Raw genomic sequence first — 22072 nt, forward strand, 5'->3', positions numbered from 1 at the left:
CATATGTTATTTTCAGTAGGTGTAGAGACACCAAAAGATGAAAAAACCGCATACGGTATAATTGTTCCGGCGTTTTCTGCTTATGAATACGGATGTTTCTCAGCTGCTGATGTTCAGGAAGATATTGCCGTTATGGCTAGAGAAGCTATTTTGCTAACCGTTGAAGATATGATTCTCAGCGGGAAGTTCTCGGTTGAAGATATCAAGGATGCTGGTTTTATGGTTTATGCGGCTAATCCTGAATATTCATTTTGCGATACATGGTTTGTTATTGATGTTGATCTATCTGAGTTTGAAGGGAAACAGCAGCGGATTAATATTGCGCTGCCAGATATTTTAATAAAGCGAATTGATTATTTTGTGCGAAATAAAAAATCAATTTATCGCGATAGGAGCCATTTTTTTGCCGAGGCGGCGCGACATGAACTCACTCAAGATAATGAAATATCATCAGTCACATCAAAATAAAATATCTTTTATTTCAATTTATTAGGTAATAAAAAAGGCCGGTAATTTACCGGCCTTGATAGAAAAATCAACAGCATGAAAAACGCAATATCAGGTTTCTTGTAACCCGAGTTTTTTCTCCAGATAGTGGATATTGGTTCCACCGTGCTGGAAGTTTTCGTCGTTCATAATGCGTTGCTGCAACTCAACGTTGGTTTTGATGCCATCGATAATAAGTTCTGCCAACGCATTTTTCATACGGGCAATAGCAACGTCGCGGTTTTCACCGTAAGTGATCAGCTTGCCAATCATGGAGTCATAATACGGGGGCACAGTATAGCCGGCGTAAATATGAGACTCCCAACGCACACCAAAACCGCCTGGCGCATGGAAACGAGTAATTTTACCCGGACTTGGCAGGAAGGTATTTGGGTCTTCGGCGTTGATACGGCATTCAACCGCGTGACCGTGAACTTTCACTTCATCTTGTTTGATGGAGAGCGGTTGGCCAGCAGCAATTCGTAGCTGTTCTTTGATCAAATCGACACCGGTGATCATTTCGGTAACCGGGTGCTCAACCTGAATTCGGGTGTTCATTTCGATGAAATAGAACTCGCCGTTTTCATACAAGAACTCGAAAGTACCTGCACCACGATAGCCAATTTCCACACAGGCTTTCGCACAGCGCTCACCGATATAACGGCGCATTTCGTTGGTGATGCCAGGTGCTGGTGCTTCTTCGACGACTTTCTGGTGGCGGCGCTGCATAGAACAGTCGCGCTCTGCCAGATAGATAGCATTACCTTGACCATCAGCCAAAATCTGAATTTCGATATGGCGTGGGTTCTCAAGGTATTTTTCCATATAAACCATGTCGTTATTGAAAGCCGCTTTAGCTTCCGCACGGGTCATATTGATGGATTGCTCAAGATCTTTGTCGTGACGAACCACACGCATACCACGACCACCGCCACCACCAGATGCCTTGATAATGACCGGATAACCGATTCGTTTGGCAAAGGCTTTGTTTTTGGCAGTATCGTCGCTCAGTGGGCCGTCAGAGCCTGGTACGCAAGGTACACCGGCTTTCTTCATCGCGCTGATAGCAGAAACTTTATCACCCATCAGGCGAATAGTTTCGGCACGAGGCCCGATAAAGATGAAACCTGAACGTTCTACCTGTTCGGCAAAATCAGCATTTTCAGACAGGAAACCATAGCCGGGGTGAATAGCCACCGCGCCGGTGATCTCCGCAGCAGAAATGATTGCTGGGATGTTCAGATAGCTTTTAACAGAAGGTGCGGGACCGATACAGACAGTCTCGTCAGCCAATAACACGTGTTTAAGATCACGATCCGCTGTGGAGTGAACTGCCACAGTTTTGATCCCCAGCTCTTTACAAGCTCGCAGGATACGCAGCGCAATCTCACCGCGGTTAGCGATTACGATTTTATCAAGCATGGAACGCCTCGTTACTCGATGACGACAAGAGGCTCGTCGAATTCAACCGGTTGACCGTTTTCAACCAGAATGGCTTTTACAGTACCGGATTTATCTGCTTCGATTTGGTTCATCATTTTCATCGCTTCAACGATGCAAAGAGTGTCACCAGCAGAAACTTTCTGACCTACTTCAATGAAGGCTTTAGCATCTGGGCTCGGGGTGCGATAGAACGTACCGACCATTGGGGAGCGCACGATGTGACCACTGATGGCTGCTGGTGCAGCGGCTTCAGCAGCCGGTGCTGGAGCAACGGCGGCGGCCAGTGCTGGCTGCTGTTGTGGTGCAGCAAAAGCATATGGCTGTTGCATCATTGGGTAGTTTGGTGCGGCAGGAGCACGACTGATACGTACTGACTCTTCGCCTTCTGAGATTTCCAGCTCTGAAATGCCGGACTCTTCAACCAGTTCGATCAGTTTCTTAATCTTACGAATATCCATGAGTGTGATTCCGTACTCTTTTTGTGTTGCAATTATACCCTTCATACTTCGAGTCGTATGTGTGTTGGCTGCCTTCGTTCACCCCAGTCACTTACTGATGTAAGCTCACGGGGATTTGCTCAGTTGCCGCCTTCCCACAACTCGAATTATTTCGGGTCTAGTTGGGTTGTGACAAGCGATTTACCGCTGCCTGTAAAGCAAAGTTGTAGCCATCTGCGCCAAGTCCACAGATTACGCCAACTGCGATATCAGAGAGATATGAATGATGACGGAATGGCTCCCGAGCATGCACATTAGATAAATGGATCTCGATGAACGGGATCTCCACACCTAACAGCGCATCGCGCAGTGCTACGCTGGTGTGCGTAAACGCTGCTGGGTTGATCAGGATAAAATCGATATTACCCCGTGCCTGGTGAATTCTATCGAGCAGCACATGTTCTGCATTTGACTGCAAATTGGACAGCACCACATCCATTCCCTGAGCTTGAACCTCTAACTGGCTGATAATATCAGCCAACGTCGTGGATCCGTACTTTTCGGGTTCACGCGTTCCAAGCAGATTCAAGTTAGGGCCATTCAGAAGCAAAATGTGAAACTTATCCGACATTATGCTGGTATCTCCGGCAATTAGTACATCATCGTAAAAAATAACCTGATGTCACCGATTTGTCACCTTTTTACGACGAATTTGACACTGCGATCGGTACTAAGGTCGAGCATTATAATGATATCGTAGCAATTCGCAGCTAAATACTGGTCTTATCAGCGAAGATATTCAATAGAAAAAAATACGAATTGTGCGCTTACTACCTTATTATGCCCTCCGCCCATGATGTTGCACAGAGGTTAACTACGCCCGCTAACGCGAACCACTGACGTTAGGTATAAAGAGTGGAGAACGTGGATAAGTTCAGACTTTTAGCGGCACCATTGCCGAAATTTCTTATAACGTAGTGCCAATAATATTGCTGCGGTCACTGCGTAAATAATGGGCAGTGGCGATAACGTTTTCACCGACCAAAGATAATGAATTGGCGCAAGAATGGCGACAACATACACCAAATTATGCAGCTTTTGCCAGTTAGCTCCCATTTTTCGTTGTGCCCACAAGGTAGATGTCACGGCCAGTGACAGTAACAATAACCAACTAATAATGCCTAATGTCAGGTAGGGACGGGTGACTAATTCACGTCCTAATAGGCCAATATTGCTCAATCCTAATTCCAGCACCGAGTAACTGACTAAATGCAGTGTCCCCCAAGCAAAACACCATAACCCCAAGAGCCGACGACAGCGGATCAGTAGAGGTTGCTTGCCATATCGTGCCAGTGGCGTGACCAACAACGTAGCCAATAACAGTTTAAGGGTCATCCGGCCGGTAAAATGCTGAATATCTTTCGCGGGGTCGGCACTGAACCAACCTTGATCAACAGACAAAATTAGCCACAGCAAGGGCAGCGCTGCCGCCAGCCAGATAGCCACCTTGAGCCATTTAATTTGTCGTAAACTCAGCCGCATTAGAAATTCTCCCGAAGATCCAAACCACGATAGAGTGAAGCGACTTGATCGGCATAACCATTAAACAGCAGAGTGGGTTGGCGCTGAACATCAAGGATGCCGCCGGAGCCGATAAAACGTTCAGTCGCTTGTGACCAGCGCGGATGGTCCACATGTGGGTTCACATTGGCATAAAAACCGTATTCATTGGGTGCGCTCAGGTTCCAGGTGGTGGGGGGCTGGTCATGAGTCAGTCGAATATGTACGATGGATTTTATTCCTTTAAAGCCATATTTCCACGGGGTAATGAGGCGCAATGGCGCACCATTTTGCGGAGGCAGGGCCTTGCCATAGACACCTAGCGTCATAAAGGCCAGAGGGTGCATGGCCTCGTCCAGTCTTAACCCTTCGACATAAGGATATTTCAGGCCACCGCCAATAAAGCGATCTTCTTGCCCTGGCATCTGATCTGGCGCATAAAGTGTTTGAAACGCGACATAGCGCGCATTACTGGTCGGTTCAACCAACTTCAGTAATTTTCCTAATTCAAACCCAATCCACGGTACTACCATTGACCAAGCTTCCACGCAACGCATGCGATAGATGCGCTCTTCCAAAGGAAAGCGCTTCATCAGATCATCAATATCAAGCGTCATCGGTTTAGCGACATCACCGTCAATTTTAATCTGCCAGCCTTCAGTTTTTAGTGTGCCGGCATTGGCTGCAGGATCGGCTTTATCCTGACCAAATTCGTAGAAATTATTGTAGCCCGTCACTTTATCCTCTGGCGTCATCGCTAAATCGGGGTGATAGGCCGTTGATTTAGTGAAGTCTAATGGCTTGCCCGATGGTGCTTTCGGGCGGTTATTGCCTTTAAACCACGCCAGTAAATCTGCTTGTGCGCTGGTAGGTAATGCTAACGTGGCGGCAGTGATCCCCAATGCTTGCAATACCTTACGGCGCTGATAAAAAATGCTCTCAGGCGTCACATCCGCTTCAGTCAGTTTGCGCGGTACATTGTGTGTGCCGGAAGAATTGCTCTTGGTATTCAGGAAAAAGTTACGCATAGCATGACTCCGTCAGACTGACCTTAATGGTAATAATAATCATGACGGGTTATGGGAATAAGTGCGAGGGGACAAAGGAAAATATGATATTTCTGATTGTTACGGTAGGACGCCGGGAAGATGAATACTCCCCGGCTTTCGTTTTTCAGCAGGCGTTAACCCAGTATTAACGAACTTTCACCAAGGTTCTACCCGTGACATCGTTAGCGAGCAAGCGTTCAGCCATTGCCGGTGCATCAGCCAATGTGATGGATTGCGAAGCTTGGTGGTAGAAGCTCTCAGGTAAAATTTTCTGCAACCGTTGCCAAGCTTGTAGGCGTCTTTGTTGTGGCGTCATCACTGAATCGACCCCTTGCAAACGCACATTGCGCAGAATAAAGGGCATGACTGTTGTTGGAAGGGTATAACCCCCCGCCAAGCCGCAGGCTGCGACGGTCCCGTTATAATTCATTTGTGCCAGAATCTTAGCCAGTAATTTATCGCCAACGGTATCAATCGCGCCCGCCCAGAGCTGTTTCTCTAATGGGCGTGAAGCATCAAGATATTCATTGCGAGATAACACCCGGTGAGCACCCAGACTTTTGAGGTATTCACTGTTGCTGTCACGACCAGAAATAGCCGCAATTTGATAACCTAGTGCCGAAAGTAAGGCTATCGCGGTGCTACCCACCCCCCCACTGGCCCCACTTACAACTACTTCGCCACTGTCAGGAGTCACACCACCTTCTTCTAATGCCATGACACACAACATGGCAGTGAAGCCTGCCGTACCAATAATCATCGCCTTGCGAGGCTCTAACCCCTCAGGCATAGGAACCAACCAGTCGCCATTAACACGAGCCTGCTCTGCCAACCCTCCCCAATGGTTTTCACCGACCCCCCAACCTGTCAGCAACACGGATTGACCAACATGAAAACGCGGATCTTCGCTGCTGTGGACGGTGCCCGCAAAATCAATGCCAGGAACCATCGGGAATTCACGGATAATTTTCCCTTTGCCTGTGATGGCCAGCGCATCTTTATAATTCAGGCTAGACCAATTGACATCAACGGTGACATTACCGGCAGGCAACTGTGAAGGCGATATTTCACGCACTTCTGCAGTGGTACGGCCTTCGGTTTGCTCAAGGACAAGCGCTCGCATATGGCACTCCAAAAATTCAAAGAAAGTAAGAGTTAAGAGTGAGCCAATATAGCGACAACATCAACTTCCTAGCCTGATCAAGAACAAAAATCGGGCTGTTGAACTTTACCCTGACTATCCTTGAAGCAGGTAAACTAAGCTTTAATGTAAAAGGCTGGGTTAAAGTGTCCCAGTCGCGCTATGAAGTAAAAAATCCGTGTTATGACTCGCTTTTGTCATATAGTGTTTATTCGAGGGAACTGAGGCCTTTTTTTCACCTAATTGCGCTTCGCAAGGTTAAGGGATGAGATTTACAACCAAACTATCTGTGTTTATGACGCTGCTGATTGTCGTGGCGATGTGTCTGGTGTTACTCGGTAGCACGGCAAGTTTCTTTTATTTGTGTCAGAAAAAAATGGAGCATCGCCTTCAGGGGATTGTGACTGCTTACGATCAGTCATTACTGCTGCAACCTGCTGATAAAGAACGCGAATGGCTACCTATTATGATGCGGACTCTAGGGGTGCTGGAAGTCAGCATCCAAAACGAAAGTAGTACGCTATATCATCTCAAACTCCCCGCTATTTATGCGCCATGGAACAGTAAAAGCCGCTACCGCAGCCTAGCTGTACCCATGCTGCATCAGCCCGGGGCCTCGATGCACTTTACCTATATCGACCCCCTAAGCAGTTATGCTCGCTCCCTTTATGCGGTCGCCATTTTATCGTTGGCCGTGATTGTGATTGCCATGACGCTATTGCTGAGTTTCCGCTGGTTACGTGAACAGACGGCAGGGCAAGAGAAACTAGAATGGCGGGCGAAACGCATTCTCAATGGCGAGCGTGAACATGCCATTCGTAGTGAGGGCCACGAATGGCCACCTTGCGCCAGCCGTGCTATTGATCATTTATTGGCGGAGTTGATCGAAGTTAGGGAAGAACGCAATCATGTGGATACATTAATTCGTACTTTTGCGGCCCGAGATGCCAAAACCGGCTTTGGTAACCGTCAGTTTTTTGATAACCAACTCACCACTCAACTGGAAGAGTCAGGTGCTCATGGCGTTGTTATGATGGTACAACTACCTGATTTTGATAGTTTAATTGAAACGGATGACCATCGGCAGGTGCAGGAGTTGATGCATTCATTAATTAACCTGCTTTCTACTTTTGTCGCCCGTCACCCTTCAGCATTATTAGCCCGTTATCATCAGAGTGATATTGCGATATTACTTCCACACAAAACCTTAAAAGATGCCGATGTCATGGCCGCACAATTGGTTAATGCGGTGGGAGCATTACCCAAACCTCATGTTATTGATCGCGAGTCATTACTACATATTGGTATTGTGGCGTACCGCAACGGCGATTCCGCAGAACAGATTATGGATAATGTGGGACAGGCGACCAAAAATGCGGCAATGTATGGAGGGAATGGGTGGTACATCTACGATACTCAAGTGTCAGAAAAAGGGCGCGGAAGTGTCAAATGGCGCACGTTATTGGAGCAAACACTGGCGAATGGTGGCCCAAGGCTTTATCAAAAACCGGTGGTAACCGTTGATGGGAAAATCCATCACCGTGAGATAATCAGCCGTATATATGATGGTGAACAAGAACTCCGCGCAGCTGAATTTATGCCTCTGGTGCAACTGTTCGGCCTAGGCGAACGTTATGATCGTCAAAAAATTGATCGGATAATTCCTTTATTAGCTTTATGGCCGGACGAAACTCTGGCATTTTCTATCTGCGTTGATTCATTATTGCAGCGTCCTTTCCAGCGCTGGCTGCGGGATACACTGCTACAGTGCAGAAAATCGGATAGAGAGCGAATTATCTTTGAACTTGCGGAGGCAGATGTGTGTCAATATATCAGCCAAATCCGTCCGATGATGCGTTTGTTGCTTGGTGTTGGCTGTAAGGTCATGGTGTCGCAGGCCGGATTGACGGTGGTCAGTACCTCATATATTAAGTCTCTACGGGTTGAAATGATCAAGCTTCACCCGGGGTTAGTAAGAAGTATTAATTTACGTTACGAAAATCAGCTGTTTGTTGATAGCCTGATCGGTGCTTGTGCAGGGACACCCGCGAAAGTTTTTGCCGCAGAAGTCCTTACCCGTGAAGAATGGCAAACTCTGAAAGAGAAAGGTGTTTATGGTGGACAGGGCAATTTTTTTGCTCCACCCACGCTTTTGAACCCCGGAAAGAAAAAATATTCGTATTAGGGCCATGTTTAGCCTGATCGTTGAGCAAAAATTAACGTAGAATATGCCAGTCATTTCCGTAAATCGTTGGTGGGCACTTACTTCCAACGAGAATCAGGTTAAATGTTAGATTTTATGTGCTGTGTTACGCCGGTCGTTGCGCAGAATCGGTGTTGTGCCAAGGGTTTATTCAACCTTTTCAAACAACATGGGGTCTGAATGGAGCGAGATGTCAATAACGCAGCTACTTTTTCACCGAATCAGGACGTTTTTGCGCCTTGTCGCTGCTTCGTGTGGTTGGTAAAGTAGGCGGATTTTATTTTTCGCCCCCAGCTTGCAGGATTATCCTTTCGTTATGTTTAAGAAATTTCGTGGCATGTTTTCCAACGACTTGTCCATCGACTTGGGTACCGCCAATACCCTTATATATGTTAAAGGACAAGGCATTGTACTGAATGAACCTTCAGTGGTTGCTATTCGTCAGGATCGTGCCGGTTCACCGAAGAGCGTTGCGGCTGTGGGCCATGATGCCAAACAGATGCTGGGGCGTACCCCTGGCAATATCGCAGCGATTCGCCCGATGAAAGACGGCGTTATCGCCGACTTCTTTGTCACTGAAAAAATGCTGCAACACTTTATCAAGCAAGTTCACAGCAACAGCTTTATGCGCCCAAGTCCGCGTGTGCTGGTGTGCGTACCGGTCGGGGCAACTCAGGTTGAGCGCCGTGCGATCCGTGAATCAGCCCAAGGCGCAGGTGCGCGTGAAGTGTTCTTAATTGAAGAGCCAATGGCGGCGGCAATTGGCGCAGGTCTGCCCGTTTCTGAAGCGACCGGCTCCATGGTTGTGGACATTGGTGGTGGTACTACCGAAGTGGCGGTTATCTCTCTGAATGGCGTGGTTTATTCATCTTCCGTTCGTATCGGTGGTGACCGCTTTGATGAAGCCATCATTAATTATGTGCGTCGTAACTACGGTTCATTGATTGGTGAGGCAACAGCCGAACGTATCAAGCACAGTATTGGCTCTGCTTATCCGGGTGATGAAGTTCTGGAAATTGAAGTGCGTGGCCGTAACCTTGCTGAAGGGGTTCCACGTGGCTTTACACTGAACTCCAATGAGATCCTTGAAGCGCTGCAAGAGCCACTGACCGGTATTGTTAGCGCGGTTATGGTTGCGCTGGAACAGTGTCCACCAGAGTTGGCATCTGATATTTCAGAGCGCGGCATGGTGTTGACTGGTGGTGGCGCATTGCTACGCAATCTGGATCGTTTGCTGATGGAAGAAACCGGTATCCCAGTGGTGGTGGCAGAAGATCCATTGACCTGCGTCGCTCGCGGTGGTGGTAAAGCGCTGGAAATGATCGACATGCATGGCGGCGATTTGTTCAGCGAAGAATAGTCAGCCAAAAGGAGAAGGGCCGGTCAGATAAATCTCTACCCAGGTTAGACGTCATAGGCGTGCAGCCAGGCAATAACGCATTCGAATAAACTGGTTCAGGTCAGTTCTTCGGATGCGTTAAGGCCGTGGATGCTGCTGTAACGTCAAGTACGAAAGGGTGATTCAGATTTGGCGCTTCCTCCTTCATGCCGTCAAGGAATACCCATAATTTATGAAGCCGATTTTTAGCCGGGGTCCATCCCTGCAACTGCGGTTGTTCTTTGCCGTTCTTGCAGCCATTATTTTAGTTATAGCGGATAGCCGATTAGGTACATTTGTTAAAATACGTACTTATATGGATACCGCCGTTAGCCCTTTCTATTTTTTGGCCAATGGGCCACGCAAAGTTCTCGATAACGTTTCTGAAACTCTGGCTACCCACCAACAATTGGAGCTGGAAAATCGTGCATTACGCCAAGAACTGTTGCTGAAAAATACAGATTTGCAGTTACTTGGGCAATTTAAGCAGGAAAATAACCGCTTACGTGAATTGCTCGGCTCCCCGCTGCGTCAAGATGAACAGAAAATGGTGACGCAGGTGATGTCCAGTGGGACAGATCCATATAGTGATCAAGTGGTTATCGACAAAGGTTCTAACAATGGCGTTTACGAAGGCCAGCCGGTCATCAGTGACCGCGGTGTCGTAGGTCAGGTGGTCGCTGTGAGTAAATTAACCAGCCGAGTGCTCTTGATTTGTGATACCTCACACGCTCTCCCTATTCAGGTGCTGCGAAATGATATTCGAGTTATTGCTGCCGGGAGTGGTTGCACTGATGACTTATTATTAGAGCATTTACCAAGCAATACAGATATTCGCGTCGGTGATGTGTTAGTGACATCTGGCTTAGGGGGGCGTTTCCCTGAAGGATATCCTGTTGCTGTCGTTTCATCAGTCAAAGTTGATAACCAGCGTGCTTATACGGTGATTCAAGCTCGTCCGACGGCGGATTTGCAGCGTTTGCGTTACCTTTTGCTGTTGTGGGGCGCGGATCGTAATGGCGACATACCTTTGCCTCCAGATGAAGTTCGCCGTGTCGCAAATGAACGTTTGGCTCCCATGATGTCGCAAGTATTGCCTGCCGCAGATGAGATGGGGCCACCGGCACCACCTGCTGCTGCGACACCAACAGCAGTGACTGCGCCAGGAGTGTCACCATGAACCGCTACAGCAGTAATGGCCGTTGGGTGATTTGGTTGTCTTTCCTGATTGCCATGGTGCTGCAAATTATGCCGTGGCCAGAACAGATTTATATGTTCCGCCCTTCATGGCTGGCCCTGGTCCTTATTTATTGGGTAATGGCATTGCCACATCGTGTCAATGTTGGGACTGGCTTTATCCTCGGGCTGATTATGGATCTTATTTTAGGTTCAACTCTTGGCGTTCGGGCGCTGGCACTGAGCATTATTGCTTATCTGGTGGCATTCAAGTTTCAGCTATTTCGCAATATGGCATTGTGGCAGCAGGCGCTCATTGTGATGCTGCTTTCGCTGACAATGGATGTCGTGGTGTTCTGGTCGGAGTTTTTAGTCAGTAACGTCTCATTCCGCCCCGAAGTTTTCTGGAGTAGTGTAGTCAACGGTATTTTGTGGCCTTGGCTATTTTTGTTAATGCGCAAAATTCGCCGTCAATTTGCGGTGCAATAAGGAATTAAGACTCATGACCGCCCTGTACCTCGCTTCTGGTTCTCCACGTCGCCGTGAATTATTAACTCTGCTTGGTGTCCCTTTTGAGGTGCTCAAAACAGAGGTCGAAGAGCAACGTCGACCAGAAGAAAGTGCACAAGAATATGTCCGGCGTTTGGCGCAGGACAAAGCACAGGCAGGGGTGAAGGTCGCACCACAAGATTTACCTGTCTTAGGGGCAGATACTATTGTGGTATTAAATGGGCAAGTATTAGAAAAACCACGAGATAAAGCACACGCGCAGCAAATATTAAGTACGTTGTCAGGCCAGCAACATCAAGTGATTACTGCGGTGTCGCTGGCTGATCGACACGATTTGTTATCTGCCATGGTTGTGACAGATGTGACATTTCGCGTGTTATCCCAGTTGGAAATCAGTGATTATATTGCTACCGGTGAACCCATGGACAAAGCGGGCGCGTACGGTATTCAGGGGAAAGGTGGTTGTTTCGTCAGATCCATTACCGGCAGTTACCATGCCGTTGTAGGACTGCCGTTGGTAGAAACCCATGAATTACTAAGTAATTTCATTGCGCTACGTAATGTGAGAGGAATACATGACAGCTGAATTACTGGTCAATATTACACCGTCTGAAACGCGGGTTGCCTACATTGACGGTGGCATCCTGCAAGAAATACATATCGAACGTGAAGCGAAAAGAGGGATCGTCGGTAATATCTATAAGGGTCGTGTCAGCCGGGTGCTACCGGGCATGCAAGCGGCTTTCGTCGATATTGGTCTGGATAAGGCCGCCTTCCTCCATGCTTCCGACATCATGCCCCACACCGAATGTGTGGCTGGGGATGAGCAGAAAAATTTCAATGTGCGCGATATTGCTGAACTGGTGCGCCAGGGGCAGGATTTAATCGTGCAGGTGGTGAAAGACCCGCTTGGTACTAAAGGCGCACGTTTAACCACCGATATCACCCTACCTTCGCGCTATCTGGTTTTGATGCCAGGGGCTGCTCATGTCGGTGTTTCCCAGCGAATTGAAAGTGAAGCTGAACGCGAACGGCTGAAAAAAACCGTGACCGGCTATTGTGATGAGCAAGGCGGTTTTATTATTCGCACTGCTGCAGAAGGGATTGGTGAAGAGGAACTTTCTGCTGATGCCGCTTTCCTCAAACGCTTGTGGACGAAAGTTCAGGAGCGGAAAAAACGCAACAATACCAAATGCAAGTTATATGGCGAGATGGCTCTGGCACAACGTGTGCTGCGTGATTTTGCTGGTGCGGCATTGGATAAAATTCGTGTCGACTCCAAATTAACCTATGATTTGCTGGTGGAGTTTACCAGTGAATATATTCCAGAAATGACTGAAAAGTTGGAGCTGTATACTGGCAAACAGCCCATTTTCGACCTCTATGATGTCGAAAATGAAATACAGCGATCTCTGGAGCGTAAAGTTGAGTTAAAATCAGGAGGTTACCTGATTATTGACCAGACTGAAGCCATGACCACAGTGGATATCAATACTGGCGCTTTTGTCGGTCATCGTAATCTTGATGAGACGATTTTCAATACCAATATTGAAGCGACTCAGGCCATCGCACGCCAACTGCGGATGCGGAATCTGGGTGGGATTATCATTATTGATTTCATTGACATGAGTAATGAAGAACATCGTCGACGTGTATTGCATTCACTGGAACAGGCACTGAGTAAAGATCGAGTAAAAACCAGTATTAACGGTTTCTCTCAGCTAGGCTTAGTAGAAATGACGCGTAAGCGTACGCGGGAAAGTATTGAGCATGTGCTATGCAATGAATGCCCAACTTGCCGTGGGCGCGGCACGGTCAAATCAGTCGAAACGGTGTGCTACGAGATCTTGCGTGAAATTGTCCGTGTCCATCATGCTTATGATTCTGACCGCTTCTTGGTCTATGCTTCTCCGGCGGTAGGAGAGGCACTGAAAGGTGAAGAGTCTCATGCATTAGCGGAAGTAGAAATTTTTGTTGGTAAGCAGGTTAAAGTTCAGATTGAGCCACTGTATAACCAAGAACAGTTTGATGTGGTGATGATGTAAGAGCCTCCCGGCCTTACAGGGATGGCAAGGAGAGAAGTGTGAGGCGACTGCCCAGGATAATGTTTGCGACAGGCGCCACAATTATTGTTGTGGTGGCACTGTTAGTCAGTGGGCTACGCATGATGCTGCCTCACATCAACGACTATCGTACACAAATCGTGGCTAAGGTTCAGTCCATCAGCGGTATCCCACTGGAAGTGGGATTCATGCAAGGGACGTGGGAAACCTTTGGCCCGACGTTGGAGTTGCGTGATATTCGAGCGACATTGCCGAAAGCCGATTGGCAGGTGCAACGGGTAACTCTTGCGCTGGATGTTTGGCAATCCCTACTGCATCGGCGCTGGCAGTTCCGCGATATGACGTTCTATCAGTTGCAGCTAGATTTGCACACCACATTGGATCGGCAGCAGAACAGCAGCAGTAGCCTTGAAGCCAGCACGATTACTGATATCTTCCTGCGCCAATTAGACCATTTCGATCTGCGCAACAGCCGTATTTCATTTCTCACGCCATCAGGCCCGCGTGCCGAATTAGAGATCCCGCAACTGACGTGGCTCAACTCCCCCAGCCGGCATCGAGCGGAAGGGCAAATTAGCCTTTCGACCATTAATGGTCAGCATGGTGTCGTGATGGTGCGGATGGATCTGCATGATAATCAGGGTATTTTAAATAATGGCACTGTTTATATGCAGGCCGATAATATCGACCTGAAACCTTGGATTAGCCGCTGGTTACACAATAATACCGGGTTAGACAGTGCCGAATTTAGTCTGGCAGCGTGGTTGAGCATTAAAAGTGGCGAAATCTACAGCGGCAATGTTCTGCTCAGTCAGGGGCAAGCCAATTGGACGGTCGGTGAGCAATCTCATCAGCTCGCGGTGGATAATTTTGTTCTGGAAGGCCATCGTCAAGGCCGCGGTTGGCAAATTGATGCACCAGAATTGAGTCTCAAAACTGACGGGCAAGCGTGGCCGAAAGGGCGTCTGTCTGCGTTGTGGTTACCTGAAAATACTCAATTTATTGGCCCAGACCAATCTCAAGAATTACGTATTCGCGCTGCTAATATTCAGCTCGAACGTGTCGGACCGTTATTGCCGACAGTATCCCTTTTTACCCCTGAACTCATGAAGCGCTGGGCGGATTTACAACCACAAGGGATCGTGGACGCGCTGGCATTAGATATCCCGATCAGCCAACCACAAAGAACGCGTTTCCAAGCTAAATGGCACGATATCAGTTGGCAGCACTGGGATTTGCTTCCGGGAGTGAATAATTTTGCTGGTGCGCTGAGTGGGACTGCCGAGCTTGGGCGGTTGGATATCAATCTTAACAACAGCACATTACCTTACGGTGACATGTTCCGCGCCCCATTAGAGGTCAGCAAGGCCAGTGGTATCGTGAATTGGCAGGCCGATGATAATGGTTGGGAGTTGTGGAGCGATCAGCTAGATATTAGGGCAAAATCCTTGTGGGGCAATGGCAGTTTCCGTTATATGCAGCCGAATAAAGGGCAACCATGGCTTAAGATTCTGACAGGTATTCGTCTGTATGATGCAACCGATGCTTGGCGCTACTTCCCGGTTCCATTAATGGGCAAGAAATTGGCCGACTACCTGACCCAAGCGTTACAGGGCGGGCAGGTGGATAATGCTACGCTGATTTATAACGGCAACCCGCATTATTTCCCTTATCAACATAAAGAGGGCCAATTCCAAGTCTATGTCCCGTTGCGTAATGCGACCTTCGCGTTTCAGCCAGATTGGCCTGCATTAGAGAATTTAGCGATCGATCTCGATTTCCTTAATGAAGGTCTGTGGATGAATGCGCCTCATGCCATGCTGGGTAACGTTACCGGCAGCAATATCCGTGCGATTATTCCCGATTATCTGAAAGAAAAACTGTATGTCGATGCCGAGGTTGCCGGTGAAGGGCGCGATGTTCATGACTACTTCACCCACACTCCTCTTAATGATTCTGTGGCTCAAACGCTTGAAGAACTTCAGGTCGGAGGAGCGGTTAGTGGGCGCTTACACCTAGATATTCCCCTTGAGGAGAACCGCATCACCCATGCCAGCGGTGAAGTGACCTTGAAGAATAACAGCCTGTTGGTTAAACCACTGCAAAGCCAGTTGGAGAATATCAGCGGTAAATTCCGTTTCAATGACGGCAATCTGGACAGCGATACGTTATCCGCTAACTGGTTCGGGCAGCCACTGAGTGTGGATTTCACAACTGAAGAGCAACCTAAGAACTTTTTGGTCAATGTTGGCCTACAAGGGGACTGGCTGCCGGCCAAATTACCAGGTGTACCGGATGATGTGGCGAAATTACTCAGTGGTAGCGCGAACTGGCAAGGCAAAGTTGCAGTGCAGTTACCTAAAAATGGTCAGCCAGATTATAAAATTGATGTCACGGCTGATCTTAAAAAAGTGAGCAGTCACTTACCTCCACCGCTAGATAAAGCCAGCGGTCAATCGTTGCCATTGCAGGTTAAGGCCGTCGGCGGGCTGGACAGCTTTATTCTGTCGGGGAGCACGGGTGGTAACAATAGATTTAATAGCCAATGGTTGCTGCAAAAGGATCAAGTGGAACTGGCTCGTGCTATCTGGCAAACCGATAGCAAAAAAACACCGCCACTGCCTGATGAAAAAGGGTTAGTGCTCAAGTTGCCTAATCTCGATGGTGAACGCTGGTTGGCTTTACTGGCACCTGAGTTTTCCGCCGCAAATGCCTCTTTTACCTCCTCTGCTCAACCCAAAATGCAAGGGAGCAAATCCAATGTCATTCTCCCTCAGCGGTTGATATTACAAACACCACAACTCTTGATTGGTGGCCAAGCTTGGCATGACCTGACATTGCAGCTAGAGCCATTGCTGGCGGGCACCAAAGTCACGGCAAAAGGTCAAGAAGTGAATGGCAGTTTGTTAATGGCGGAAAGCGGACCATGGCATGCTGATATTGATTATCTTTATTACAATCCGCAATGGGCAGGAAACGAAAAGAATGATCCATTAGCGAAAGCGGCGTTGCAGGAGCCACAAAGCCCTAGCGCATTATCGTTTCATGACTGGCCAGCCCTGCAACTGCGCTGCAAAGAGTGTTGGGTTTTAGGGCAGAGTATCGGACGGGTGAATGCGGATTTAGTGCCTAAAGGCTCGGTTCTGACGCTCTCTAACGGGCTTATTGAAGCGGGTAATGGTCGAGCTAAAATTTCGGGGCAGTGGCAGCAAGACAGTTTAGGCGATAAAACGTCGCTTAACATTGCTCTGAGTGGACCCAAAATAGATGAAACTAATTCATTCTTTGGTTTGATGACGCCGATAAAGGATGCGCCATTTGATATCAGTGCAGACATCAGTTGGCGCGGGGTTCCATGGCAACCACAAATTAATACCCTGAATGGGACGATAAAAAGCCGATTGGGTCGAGGGCTACTGACGGATATGGGCGGAGGGCGAGCGGGCCAGTTATTGCGTCTGGTAAGCTTTGACGCATTATTACGTAAACTCCAACTTGATTTTAGTGATACGTTTAGTCGTGACTTCGCGTTTGATTCTATTCGAGGCACCGCCAATATCAAAAACGGTGTGATGCATACTAATGATTTAGTGATTGATGGGTTGGCGGCCGATATTGCCATGAGCGGAAATGTTGATTTGGTTAAGCGCCAGATAGCCATGGAAGCGGTCATCACTCCAGAAATTTCAGCCACTGTCGGTGTCGCAACCGCCTTTGCGATTAACCCGGTGGTGGGGGCTGCGGTATTTGCGGCCTCCAAGATTTTAGGGCCGTTATGGAGCAAGGTCTCGCTGATTCGCTATCAAATTACCGGTAGCTTGGATCAACCGGCCATCCATGAAGTATTACGCCAGCTAAAGGAGAGTAAGGCGCCATGAAAAATGCCAATGTCGCATTATTACAGTTATGCAGCGGTGAAAATACCCGTGATAATCTGGCTCAAATTGAGCAGCAGATCAAACAGTTAAACTCAGGTATTCAACTGGTGATGACGCCGGAAAATGCATTGCTATTTGCCAATGCTGCCTCCTATCGTCACCATGCAGAGCAGCACAATGACGGGCCATTGCAGCAGGAAGTCCGTGAGATGGCGCGTAAATATGGCGTGTGGATTCAGGTAGGATCAATGCCGTTGATAAGCCGTGAGTCTCCGGATCTTATTACCACCAGTAGCTTGCTTTTCGATGATCAGGGCGAGCTTAAAGCACGCTACGATAAAATTCACATGTTTGATGTGGATATCAACGATCTTCATGGCCACTACCGAGAGTCAGATACCTACCAGCCGGGGCAGCAATTGACGGTGGTGGATACCCCGGTAGGGCGTCTTGGCATGACAATTTGCTATGACTTGCGTTTCCCCGGCTTGTTCCAAGCTTTGCGGGCGCAGGGGGCTGAGATTATTTCTGTTCCTTCGGCCTTTACCAAAGTCACCGGTGAAGCGCATTGGGAGATTTTATTGCGCGCACGAGCAATTGAAAATCAGTGTGTGATATTGGCCGCCGCACAGGTGGGGCGTCACGGCGCTACCCGCCGGACTTGGGGCCATACCATGGCGGTTGATGCCTGGGGTAAAATTATTGGGCAGAACCCCGATGCGGTTTCGGCTTTAAAAGTCAAAATCGGTACCACAGGATTGAAAACGATTCGTCATCAGATGCCGGTATTGCAGCATAATCGCTTCCAGTCGTCGCTGGTGCCGCTATCGAATAAGCTATCATCTAATTCATGATAATCATCTAAATAAAGAGTGAAAACTATGAGCCTCTCGTTTGTCAGTGAGCAGTTACTCGCTGCTAACAAGCTGAACCATCAGGACTTGTTCTCAGTATTGGGGCAGTTGGCCGAGCGCCGCCTCGATTATGCTGACCTGTATTTCCAGTCCAGCTACCATGAGGCCTGGGTGTTGGAAGACAGCATCATTAAAGATGGCTCTTACAATATTGATCAGGGTGTGGGGGTGCGTGCGGTTAGCGGGGAAAAAACCGGTTTTGCCTATGCAGACCAAATCACCCTGAATGCCTTGCAGCAAAGTGCCCACGCCGCGCGCAGTATTGTGCGCGACACTGGCAACGGTAAAGTGCATACCTTGGGCGAAATCTCCCATCGGGCGCTTTACCCTTTGCTCGACCCACTGCAAAGTCTCTCTCGGGAAGACAAAATCGCCTTGTTGCATAGAGTCGACAAAGTCGCTCGTGCTGCTGATAAGCGGGTGCAAGAAGTGAGCGCCAGTCTGACGGGGGTTTATGAGCAGATTTTGGTGGCAGCCACTGACGGTACTTTGGCGGCAGATGTCCGTCCACTGGTGCGCCTGTCTGTCAGTGTTCTGGTTGAAGAGAATGGCAAGCGTGAGCGCGGCGCGAGCGGCGGCGGTGGTCGTTTTGGTTATGACTACTTCTTGGAAATTGTTGATGGTGAAGTGCGCGCCGATAATTTTGCTCATGAAGCCGTCAGAATGGCATTAGTTAATCTGTCCGCCATTGCAGCTCCTGCGGGTGCGATGCCGGTGGTGCTGGGTGCAGGTTGGCCGGGCGTGCTGCTGCACGAAGCGGTGGGACACGGGTTGGAGGGTGATTTCAATCGTCGTGGCAGTTCCGTATTCAGTGGGCAAATGGGCAAGTTGGTGGCTTCAGAATTATGTACGGTGGTGGATGACGGCACCATGCAAGGTCGCCGAGGCTCATTAGCCATTGACGATGAAGGGGTGCCAGGCCAGTACAACGTGCTGATTGAGAATGGTATTCTGAAAGGCTATATGCAGGATAAACTCAATGCTCGCTTGATGGGTGTTGCGCCGACCGGTAATGGTCGCCGTGAGTCTTATGCACATTTACCGATGCCGCGCATGACCAATACCTATATGTTAGCGGGTAAATCAACACCTGAAGAGATAATCGCTAGTGTGGAATATGGCCTTTACGCACCGAACTTTGGTGGTGGTCAGGTGGATATTACCTCCGGTAAGTTTGTCTTCTCCACTTCGGAGGCTTACTTAATCGAGAAAGGCAAAATTACTAGCGCGGTAAAAGGGGCAACTTTGATTGGCTCTGGTATTGAAGCTATGCAGCAGATTTCTATGGTCGGTAACGATCTGGCGCTGGATAAAGGTGTCGGTGTTTGTGGCAAAGAAGGTCAAAGTCTGCCTGTGGGTGTCGGTCAGCCCACTCTGAAACTGGATAACCTGACCGTAGGTGGCACAGCGTAAGAAGAGATTCAGCATTTTGGTGCTCAGTTTAGTCCTAACTGAGCACCAAATAAGTACGTTGAATTTATCGGTAACCCTGATAGACCTCAGCAACCCGTTTAAAATACTCCGTTAAATAGTCGATACAGACTTGGACTTTCAATGGCATTTTGTCTTTCTCGGTATACAGTGCATAAACCGGGCGTGGGTCAGAATGGTATTTTTTGAAAAGAACTTCCACTTCACCACGTTTGATCTCCTCAATGACCCACATTAAGGGTGCATAGGCAATACCCGCACTAGCGTTGAGCCAACGGATCATGGTTTGAGAGTCGTTGGTCACAAAACGGCCCTGCGGGGATATCTGTGTGGTAATACCTTCCGGTGCAATTAATTCAAAATTACTGTCTGGTCTGACACTGTATTCCAGCCACGAAAAGTTAGTCATGTCACTCGGTTTTTCTGGCGTGCCGTGCTGTGCCAAATAGCTTTTAGCAGCACAGACTACCATTGGCATTGAGCCAAGGCGGCGGGAAAATAGCCCTGAGTCTTGTAAAGCCCCGACACGAATAACCACATCCAACCCATCAGCAATCAGATCAGGTGCCGGTATTCCCGTCACCAAATTAACAGAAAGCCCGGGATATTCTTTCAGCATCTCAGCGGTCATGGTGGCGAGTACGTTTTGTGCCATCGTTGATGAGCAGCCAATTCGTAATGTTCCCGTCGGCGTGTTGTTAAATGCATAGAGCTGTTCATGGACTTCCTGCACCTCCTGCAACATTCGTCGGCAACCCTGATAATAAATTCGGCCCGCTTCGGTCAAACCAATACGCCGTGTACTGCGGTTAAGCAACTTAACATTCAGCTCTGTTTCCAGTTTTGATACCGTCTGGCTTATCGACGAAACACTCATTGCCAGCTGCCGTGCCGCCCCCGTAAAGGAGCCGCACTCAACGACTTTGGCAAACACTGACATGCGTTTTAATCTTTCCATTGTTTGCTCTATGTGGATTGTTAACTCTGGCTTAAAAGTGATTTAGATCACACATTGTAGATAACTTGATAATAAGCAGGCTAATATACTGCTGTCGGGAGAATAATCCGAAGTTTGAAAGCCGCGTAGCCGAAGTGTTACCTCGCCTCGTCCAAGTCGCAGTCATACTAATCAATCAAGTTTAACCTATAAGTCAGTCTAATAGCTGCTGCTTTTAGCTGTGGTTGTTGTGGTTGGAAGTCTTTCAGCTAACGATAAGATTATTCACTCAAGTGTATAACAGAGAGGATTTAAAGAATGAGTTTGCTTCCGGTGATGGTGATTTTTGGCCTCTCTTTTCCACCGATATTTGTTGAGCTGCTTCTCTCTCTGGCACTTTTTTTTGCCTTGCGTCGTGTGTTGCAACCTACAGGTATTTACGAGTTTGTCTGGCACCCGGCACTCTTTAATACCGCACTGTATGGTTGTCTTTTCTATTTAATATCTCGTCTTTTTTCCTGAGGTCGCCGTGAGTACTTTTTTATTAAAAATAATCCGCATCGGCATCACCTTATTGGTGGTTTTACTGGCTATCGTTGCTATTTTCAAGGTTTGGGCCTTTTACACTGAGTCGCCTTGGACCCGTGATGCAAAATTTACCGCAGATGTCGTTGCTATTGCACCGGACGTCAGCGGGCTACTGACGGATGTTCCCGTCAAAGACAACCAACTGGTGCAGAAAGGCCAAATTCTATTTGTCATCGACCAACCGCGCTATGAACAGGCATTGGCCGAAGCGCAAGCCGATGTTGCCTATTACCAAACATTGGCAGCTGAGAAACAGCGCGAATCGGGTCGACGCCAACGTTTGGGGGTTCAGGCACTGTCCCAAGAGGAGATTGACCAATCCAGTAATGTGCTGCAAACCGTTCGTCATCAACTGGCAAAAGCAATCGCGGTGCGCGATTTAGCTAAACTTGACCTGGAACGTACCATCGTGCGTGCTCCCGCGGAAGGTTGGGTGACCAACCTGAATGTCCATGCTGGAGAGTTTATTAACCGGGGAGCCACGGCGGTGGCTCTGGTCAAAAAAGACACTTTCTATATCTTAGCCTATTTGGAAGAAACCAAGCTGGAAGGCGTAAAACCGGGGCATAGGGCAGAAATTACGCCGCTTGGTAGTAACCGTATTTTGCATGGCACCGTCGACAGTATCTCGGCGGGGGTCACGAATAGCAGCAGTAGTGTTGATAGTAAAGGGTTGGCAACCATTGATAATAATTTGGAATGGGTACGTCTGGCACAACGTGTGCCGGTAAAAATTCGGCTGGATGATGAGGATCAGCAGCACCCTTATCCAGCAGGGACTACCGCCACTGTGGTTATCACTGGCTCGAATGATCGCGATCCGAATCAGGCATCACCCATTGTTAAGTTGATGCATCGTCTGCGCGAGTTTGGCTAAG

At 48.4% G+C, this 22072-nt stretch carries 19 protein-coding genes; 12 read left to right on the plus strand and 7 right to left on the minus strand.

Features of this window, described 5'->3' with window-relative positions; translation table 11 throughout:
- Positions 1 to 3: 3 nt before the first annotated feature.
- The gene (locus HUZ92_RS00395; protein ID WP_050100549.1) at positions 4 to 468 is read left to right on the plus strand and encodes a type II toxin-antitoxin system HicB family antitoxin; all 465 of its coding nucleotides are present in this window, start codon (positions 4 to 6) and stop codon (positions 466 to 468) included.
- Positions 469 to 558: 90 nt separating this feature from the next.
- On the opposite strand, the gene accC is transcribed toward HUZ92_RS00395, so the two are convergent.
- The 6 genes from accC to acuI form a co-directional block, all read right to left on the minus strand.
- Complete coding sequence (gene accC / locus HUZ92_RS00400; RefSeq protein ID WP_050100550.1) at positions 559 to 1908, minus strand: acetyl-CoA carboxylase biotin carboxylase subunit; 1350 nt, start codon at positions 1906 to 1908, stop codon at positions 559 to 561.
- 11 nt (positions 1909 to 1919) lie between these two features.
- Positions 1920 to 2387 (minus strand): acetyl-CoA carboxylase biotin carboxyl carrier protein, encoded by a 468-nt coding sequence (gene accB / locus HUZ92_RS00405; RefSeq protein WP_050100552.1) that lies wholly within the window; start codon positions 2385 to 2387, stop codon positions 1920 to 1922.
- Between the two features lie 157 nt (positions 2388 to 2544).
- Positions 2545 to 2997, minus strand: a complete 453-nt coding sequence (gene aroQ, locus HUZ92_RS00410; RefSeq protein WP_050100554.1) for a type II 3-dehydroquinate dehydratase — start codon at positions 2995 to 2997, stop codon at positions 2545 to 2547.
- Positions 2998 to 3308: 311 nt separating this feature from the next.
- Complete coding sequence (gene msrQ / locus HUZ92_RS00415; protein WP_050100555.1) at positions 3309 to 3908, minus strand: protein-methionine-sulfoxide reductase heme-binding subunit MsrQ; 600 nt, start codon at positions 3906 to 3908, stop codon at positions 3309 to 3311.
- Positions 3908 to 4954: a protein-methionine-sulfoxide reductase catalytic subunit MsrP gene (gene msrP / locus HUZ92_RS00420; protein WP_050100558.1), complete on the minus strand. Its 1047-nt coding sequence runs from the start codon at positions 4952 to 4954 to the stop codon at positions 3908 to 3910. Before msrP ends, msrQ begins: the two co-directional genes overlap by 1 nt.
- Before the next feature lie 166 nt (positions 4955 to 5120).
- The gene (acuI, locus tag HUZ92_RS00425) at positions 5121 to 6098 is read right to left on the minus strand and encodes an acrylyl-CoA reductase (NADPH) (protein ID WP_050100560.1); all 978 of its coding nucleotides are present in this window, start codon (positions 6096 to 6098) and stop codon (positions 5121 to 5123) included.
- Between the two features lie 283 nt (positions 6099 to 6381).
- Here acuI and csrD point away from each other — a divergent pair, with 283 nt between their 5' ends.
- From csrD to tldD, 9 genes are all read left to right on the plus strand, one after another.
- Positions 6382 to 8301: an RNase E specificity factor CsrD gene (gene csrD / locus HUZ92_RS00430; protein ID WP_050100562.1), complete on the plus strand. Its 1920-nt coding sequence runs from the start codon at positions 6382 to 6384 to the stop codon at positions 8299 to 8301.
- A gap of 334 nt (positions 8302 to 8635) precedes the next feature.
- Positions 8636 to 9679, plus strand: coding sequence for a rod shape-determining protein MreB (gene mreB, locus HUZ92_RS00435; RefSeq protein WP_002228205.1), 1044 nt, complete (start codon positions 8636 to 8638; stop codon positions 9677 to 9679).
- Positions 9680 to 9890: 211 nt separating this feature from the next.
- Positions 9891 to 10877 carry a rod shape-determining protein MreC gene (mreC, locus tag HUZ92_RS00440; RefSeq protein WP_050140217.1) on the plus strand — a complete coding sequence of 329 codons (987 nt, stop codon included), beginning with the start codon at positions 9891 to 9893 and terminating at the stop codon, positions 10875 to 10877.
- Positions 10874 to 11362 (plus strand): rod shape-determining protein MreD, encoded by a 489-nt coding sequence (mreD, locus tag HUZ92_RS00445; protein ID WP_032911561.1) that lies wholly within the window; start codon positions 10874 to 10876, stop codon positions 11360 to 11362. The genes mreC and mreD overlap by 4 nt, the downstream gene beginning before the upstream one ends.
- Before the next feature lie 13 nt (positions 11363 to 11375).
- Complete coding sequence (locus HUZ92_RS00450; protein WP_050100567.1) at positions 11376 to 11969, plus strand: Maf family protein; 594 nt, start codon at positions 11376 to 11378, stop codon at positions 11967 to 11969.
- The gene (gene rng, locus HUZ92_RS00455) at positions 11959 to 13428 is read left to right on the plus strand and encodes a ribonuclease G (protein ID WP_050100569.1); all 1470 of its coding nucleotides are present in this window, start codon (positions 11959 to 11961) and stop codon (positions 13426 to 13428) included. Before HUZ92_RS00450 ends, rng begins: the two co-directional genes overlap by 11 nt.
- 38 nt (positions 13429 to 13466) lie before the next feature.
- Positions 13467 to 17324, plus strand: coding sequence for an AsmA2 domain-containing protein YhdP (gene yhdP / locus HUZ92_RS00460; RefSeq protein WP_145580121.1), 3858 nt, complete (start codon positions 13467 to 13469; stop codon positions 17322 to 17324).
- Positions 17321 to 18178, plus strand: a complete 858-nt coding sequence (gene nit1 / locus HUZ92_RS00465; protein WP_050100574.1) for a deaminated glutathione amidase — start codon at positions 17321 to 17323, stop codon at positions 18176 to 18178. The genes yhdP and nit1 overlap by 4 nt, the downstream gene beginning before the upstream one ends.
- A gap of 27 nt (positions 18179 to 18205) precedes the next feature.
- The gene (tldD, locus tag HUZ92_RS00470; protein ID WP_050100577.1) at positions 18206 to 19651 is read left to right on the plus strand and encodes a metalloprotease TldD; all 1446 of its coding nucleotides are present in this window, start codon (positions 18206 to 18208) and stop codon (positions 19649 to 19651) included.
- 64 nt (positions 19652 to 19715) lie between these two features.
- Here tldD and aaeR read toward each other — a convergent pair whose 3' ends face one another.
- Positions 19716 to 20627 carry an HTH-type transcriptional activator AaeR gene (gene aaeR / locus HUZ92_RS00475; RefSeq protein ID WP_145580120.1) on the minus strand — a complete coding sequence of 304 codons (912 nt, stop codon included), beginning with the start codon at positions 20625 to 20627 and terminating at the stop codon, positions 19716 to 19718.
- Positions 20628 to 20924: 297 nt separating this feature from the next.
- Between aaeR and aaeX the strand changes: the two genes are divergently transcribed.
- Both aaeX and aaeA read left to right on the plus strand, forming a co-directional pair.
- A complete protein-coding gene (gene aaeX / locus HUZ92_RS00480; protein WP_050100582.1) occupies positions 20925 to 21128 on the plus strand; it encodes a p-hydroxybenzoic acid efflux pump operon protein AaeX in 204 nt (67 codons plus the stop codon).
- Between the two features lie 7 nt (positions 21129 to 21135).
- Positions 21136 to 22071 carry a p-hydroxybenzoic acid efflux pump subunit AaeA gene (gene aaeA / locus HUZ92_RS00485; RefSeq protein WP_050100583.1) on the plus strand — a complete coding sequence of 312 codons (936 nt, stop codon included), beginning with the start codon at positions 21136 to 21138 and terminating at the stop codon, positions 22069 to 22071.
- Position 22072 lies beyond the last annotated feature (1 nt).

The sequence above is a fragment of the Yersinia vastinensis genome, assembly GCF_902726565.1.
Taxonomy (GTDB): Bacteria; Pseudomonadota; Gammaproteobacteria; order Enterobacterales; family Enterobacteriaceae; genus Yersinia; species Yersinia vastinensis.